The sequence below is a fragment of the Brucella daejeonensis genome (assembly GCF_014199265.1).
Lineage (GTDB): Bacteria > Pseudomonadota > Alphaproteobacteria > Rhizobiales > Rhizobiaceae > Brucella > Brucella daejeonensis.
In genome coordinates, this window is record NZ_JACIJG010000043.1 from 1 (window position 1) to 4967 (window position 4967).

Consider the following 4967-nt stretch of genomic DNA (forward strand, 5'->3'; position numbering starts at 1 on the left):
CTGTCAGGTCGCCGCGAGCCAAAACTGCCTCCTAAAAAGCAGTCTTGAATCACGCTTCTGCTGATTTGGGAATCCACTTTGTCAACAGGACCTAGGAGCGGGACGGATATTCTTAGGCGGATAAAGGGATTCTTCAACCGTCTCACGCACTTCCGATTTGCCATTCGTCATGATTGGGGCCTGTTGCATATCGATCAAGCGGGCGTAAAAATTCAAAATGGGAGCTCACCGCGCGTATGGCGCGGGATCAGGTCCAGAAATGCGTCTACTGTCGAACTAGCCGGGTGCGCAGCTTTAACGATAACGCTGAGGGTCCAGGAGATATCCGCGCCAGCGATCGGGACAATCGAAAGATCGTGCTTGCTCGACAACACCAATTCCGGTGGCAACAGCGCCACACCAAGACCATGGGCCACATATTCGGGAACCGTGGTCAGGTCGGCCACCTCCACCAGGACGGGTCGCGAAAGTGAATGTTGAGCAAATGCGTCGTCGATGACGGCCCGTTGTCCGAAACCAAACGGCATGTCGACAAACGGCTCACGAGAAATCTCGGCGAGCGTCACATTCTGGCGCCCCGAGAGAGGGTGATTCGCAGGGGTAACAAGATGGAGCAGATAGGATCGTATCGGTGTGACCCGAAGCTGTGGATCGTTGATGTTCGTACCGACAAAGGCTGCATCAACGCTACCTTCCTTAATGCGTTCAATGAGTTCTCCGGTGCCTCGCCGCGAGGTCTGCAGGCGCAATTGTACAGAAGGGTAGCGGCGGTGAAAATCGCCAGCAAGCGCCGGCACATCGACCAATCTAAGGCCGCTTAGCATGCCGACGGTGAGGCTTCCCCTTAGCCCGCCCGATGGATGCGCAGCTCCTCTAACAGCATCAATCGCATCGATTGCCTTTCTCGCGTAAGGAAGCAGTGCTCGGCCGGACTGTGTTAGCATGACTGACCGGGTAGAGCGGTCGAAAAGTACCACATCGAGCTCCGACTCCAGCGCCTTCATCGCCGCCGACAGCGTCGATTGCGTCATGTTCAGTCGATGGGCGGCCCGCGTAAAATTGAGTTCCTGCGCGAGTGCCACGAAGGCTTCGAGTCGTCGCTGGTCCATCGCCCATCTCCATTAATCGCTTTTTTCAATGACGATATCTCTTTTTATCGTTGGACGCGATTGATTGCAATGGTTCATGAATGGGCCATCCACAAAGAAGGAGCTAACCCATGAAGGTCTTACTTACAGGTGCCAGCGGTTACATCGGATCGGCTACACTCGACGCTTTGGTTGCGGCCGGGCATGATGTCGTCGGTGTAGTGCGAAGCGAGTCAAAGGCGGACGGGGTTCGTGAACGAGGAGCCATTGCCGCCCCCGGCGATATAACCGATCCCACATTTCTGCGAGAACTCGCCGCCACGGTAGACGGCGTGATCCACCTTGCCTCGCCCGGCGATCAGACCAGCGCCGAAGCTGAAGACGTCGCTATCACTGCAATTCTGGATGGCCTCGGACAAACCGGAAAGCCCCTCGTTTCGACGGCCGGGATCTGGGATCACGGAAGCGGCGGAGCGATCACGGAGGCGACAGCCTTTCGCGCGCCACAGATCACTGCTTGGCGCCCCGCAATCACCCAGCGCGTCCTGGGCGCCGTTGGTGTTCGAAGCTCTGTAATCTCTCCCGCTACTGCCTATGGACGCGGAGATGCTTTGTTGCATGTCATCACCAATGGCCCGCGAATTGGCTCGGATGAGCAGGCGCTCGCGATCATCGGCGGAGGCGAGCAACACTGGACAAATGTGCATGTCGACGATCTTGCGGAACTGTACGTACTCGCCCTCGAAAAAGCCCCCGCGGGCACATATCTGATCGGCGCGAACGGAACGAACCCGACCGTGAGGGAAATCACCATCGCCGCAAGCGAAGCGATTGGCTTGCAAGGCCGCGTGGTAGCCGAGGGGGTTGCAGCGACCGTCGATCGACTGGGCGTCCTCGGCGAGGCTCTCTTGCTCGACCAGCAGGTCGTCAGCACCGGAACTCAACAACTCGGCTGGAAGCCCAGCCGACCCACCATCATCGAGCATATTGCTAACAGGGCCAGCCACGCGGCGTGATCCTGCATAAGACTAAATAGGAGAAGTGTAATGAATAGTGCCTCACATGAACGTATTCTCATCAAGGGCGCGTACATCCTTTCGCAGGATGACGAGCGCGGCGAATTCGTGGGCGACGTTCTGGTCGCGAACGGAAAGATTGCTGAGGTTGGCGTCGGTCTACGGGACGACGAAGCAACCGTGGTCGATGGCTCGGGCCATGCCCTCCTGCCTGGTTTCATCGATACGCATCGGCATGCATGGCAGGGTGCGTTGAGAGGTTTGGACCCGTCCTGGACCTACGCGGAGTACCGCAACCATGTCCAGATCGGACTTGGGCCCCATCTGGAACCGGAAGACGTCCGCATCGGCAATCTCGCGGCGGACCTAATGTCGCTGGACGCAGGCGTGACCACGGTGCGCGATGAATCGCATATCATGAACAGCCCGGCGCACGCCGATGCCGCGATTGCAGCGCATTGGGAATCGGGCATTCGTTCCGTGTTCGCCTACGGGTGGCCATCCACGGAGGCCGAGTCCTGGCAGTTTGGTAGCGTACGTGCCCATCCAGCCGACATTCGCCGAGTCCGCGAAAGTGTTCTTTCGGATGACTCTGCGCGTGTCACTCTTGCGGCAATGCTGCGCGGACCGGAGCTGTCCACCATCGATATCGCTACGCAGGATATCGCTCTTGCCCGTGACCTTGGATTGCAGATGAGCATGCACGTCGGGCTGGGTGAGTGGGGCGTCAAGCAGGCGGCGGTCCGTAAACTCCACGATGCCGGTCTGCTCGGCCCCGACATGCTCTTCATCCATGGCTGCACTTCCACCGATGAAGAGTTGCGGATGATAGCCGACCACGGTGCGCAGGTCTCGGTTGCCTCATCGATCGAAGCGTTCATGCCAGGGCTTGGACAGCCTGCCACCAACCGCATGGTTGCGGCTGGATTGCGTCCGAGCCTGAGCCTGGACGTCGAAACCTCGGCTGCGGGCGATTTGTTTGGCGCAATGCGCGCCGCACTGGTCTACCAGCAACTGGTCCGTGCGGGGGCGACTGGTCTCATGGAGAGAAATCTGGAGGCTCTGCCGACATTCGACTCTCGCGATCTGCTTGCCTTTGCCACGATCAACGGCGCACGCGCCTGCGGTATCGACGATCGCACCGGCAGCATCACGCCCGGCAAAGAAGCTGATCTGATCATGATACGGCTTACCGACGTCAATCTGTTGCCGGCAACGGATGTTGCCGCAACAATCGTCACCGGTGCGCATTCCGGGAACGTGACCTATGTCATGGTCGCAGGCAAGGTCGTGAAATCGGACGGCATTCTGCAAAACACTTTCGGCATCGAAGAGCTGGCATCGAAATCGCGAGACCGGATCTACAGCCGGGCGGGCCTTGCCATGCCAGGTATCGAGCACCGGCGAATGATTTCGTCTCAGAACGTTGGCAACTAAGATGTCACAACGGACGTTGCCTGAAGGCAAACACAAGGGGGCCGCATTGCGCGGCCCCCGGGCTGTCGCGGTGATTGCAGCGGCCTTCTTCGTCACAATGCTTGGCCCAACCATTCCGACGCCGCTATACCCTATATACGAAGAGAACCTCGGGTTCGGCGGGCTGATGGTCACGACGATCTTCGCCACCTACGCCGTCGGGGTTGCCATCGCTCTCATGCTTTTCGGGCGCCTGTCGGATCAGGTCGGGCGGCGGGCCTTGTTGCTGCCCGGTCTCGCGCTTGCACTGTTGAGCAGTGCCGTGTTTCTCATACCGGACAGTATTGCGGCTCTGTTTCTCGGCCGGATTCTTTCGGGACTGTCGGTCGGCATATTCACCGGAACCGCCACGGCGGCCTTGACCGACCTTGCACCGCCAGGCGCACAACGGCGCTACAGCCTTATCGCAGCCCTGGTCAATATGCTTGGCCTCGGCTTGGGTCCCGTCATGGCAGGTGCACTTGCAGAGTTTACAGCCGCCCCACTGACACTGCCATATCTATCGCATATAGGGCTCGTCCTCGTCGCGATCATCGGAATTGTCATGATCGCCGAACCGCTTGATCGGGTTGCACAGCCCTTCAAGTGGGAGTTTCAACGTCTAGGACTTCCTGCCCAGGTCCGCGGCACCTTTATAGCGGCGGCTACTGCGGGCATCGCAGGCTTCTCCGTACTCGGTCTATTTGCTTCGGTGGCCCCAGCGCTTCTCATTCAGGTCCTTGGCGTTACCAACCATCTGGTCTGCGGGCTCATCGTTTTCGCCCAGCTCGGGTTTTCAGCCATCGGGCAGGTTGCCAGCACGAAAATGCGGGATCGGTCAGCGATGTTGATCGGGACAGCGGCATTATCCACAGGGGTTTTGTTAACAGGGATGAGCATCGTGGCATCCTCGTTGCCAATACTGCTCGCCGGGGCGGCCATCGCCGGACTAGGGCAAGGGATGAGCTTTCGCGCCTCCCTCGCAGCTTTGGCCGAACAAAGCCCGGTGGCCAGCCGTGGTGAAATCACATCCACCTTTTTCCTGGTGCTTTATGTCGCGCAGGCGTTGCCCGTCATGGGCGTCGGCCTAGCGGCAGCTCCATTGGGATTGGCAGTCGCCGGCGTCGGTTTCGCAGTGTTCGTGGCCCTTATCGCAGCAAGCGCTTTTCTCAGCTTGCTCGTTATGGGAAAGGTCAGACACAAAAATAGTCCAGAATGAATGGCGGACCCCATTGCCGACCAAACGCATCGCGGATTGTTTCGAACGGTTCGAGGCCAAGATACCCCTGGATTGACGGACTATGACACCTCATCTCCTAGGTCCTGTTGACAAAGTATGGCAGCCATATCTTTGCGGCTGCCAGGGCGAGGAATGCCGAGAAGGATTTTCGTGTCTTGTCGTATCGGG

At 58.8% G+C, this 4967-nt stretch carries 4 protein-coding genes and 1 pseudogene; 3 read left to right on the forward strand and 2 right to left on the reverse strand.

Annotated elements, in window-relative coordinates; translation table 11 throughout:
• Nucleotides 1-212 precede the first annotated feature (212 nt).
• The gene (locus tag FHS76_RS22270) at nucleotides 213-1109 is read right to left on the reverse strand and encodes a LysR family transcriptional regulator (RefSeq protein WP_183658476.1); all 897 of its coding nucleotides are present in this window, start codon (nucleotides 1107-1109) and stop codon (nucleotides 213-215) included.
• A 110-nt stretch (nucleotides 1110-1219) separates the two neighbouring features.
• Between FHS76_RS22270 and FHS76_RS22275 the strand changes: the two genes are divergently transcribed.
• The 3 genes from FHS76_RS22275 (at nucleotide 1220) to FHS76_RS22285 (ending at nucleotide 4778) form a co-directional block, all read left to right on the forward strand.
• Nucleotides 1220-2104 carry an NAD-dependent epimerase/dehydratase family protein gene (locus FHS76_RS22275; protein ID WP_183658479.1) on the forward strand — a complete coding sequence of 295 codons (885 nt, stop codon included), beginning with the start codon at nucleotides 1220-1222 and terminating at the stop codon, nucleotides 2102-2104.
• Nucleotides 2105-2134: 30 nt separating this feature from the next.
• Nucleotides 2135-3541: an amidohydrolase family protein gene (locus FHS76_RS22280; RefSeq protein WP_183658493.1), complete on the forward strand. Its 1407-nt coding sequence runs from the start codon at nucleotides 2135-2137 to the stop codon at nucleotides 3539-3541.
• A 70-nt stretch (nucleotides 3542-3611) separates the two neighbouring features.
• Complete coding sequence (locus tag FHS76_RS22285; protein ID WP_210306209.1) at nucleotides 3612-4778, forward strand: MFS transporter; 1167 nt, start codon at nucleotides 3612-3614, stop codon at nucleotides 4776-4778.
• A 97-nt stretch (nucleotides 4779-4875) separates the two neighbouring features.
• Here the strand turns inward: FHS76_RS22285 and FHS76_RS22985 are convergent.
• Nucleotides 4876-4967, reverse strand: a pseudogene (locus FHS76_RS22985) (IS5 family transposase); the annotation flags it as partial.

Bases quoted from the DNA above. Each gene is read 5' to 3' on its own strand.
- FHS76_RS22270 (WP_183658476.1), bottom strand. From the start codon at position 1,109: ATGGACCAGCGACGACTCGAAGCCTTCGTGGCACTCGCGCAGGAACTC.
- FHS76_RS22275 (WP_183658479.1), top strand. From the start codon at position 1,220: ATGAAGGTCTTACTTACAGGTGCCAGCGGTTACATCGGATCGGCTACA.
- FHS76_RS22280 (WP_183658493.1), top strand. From the start codon at position 2,135: ATGAATAGTGCCTCACATGAACGTATTCTCATCAAGGGCGCGTACATC.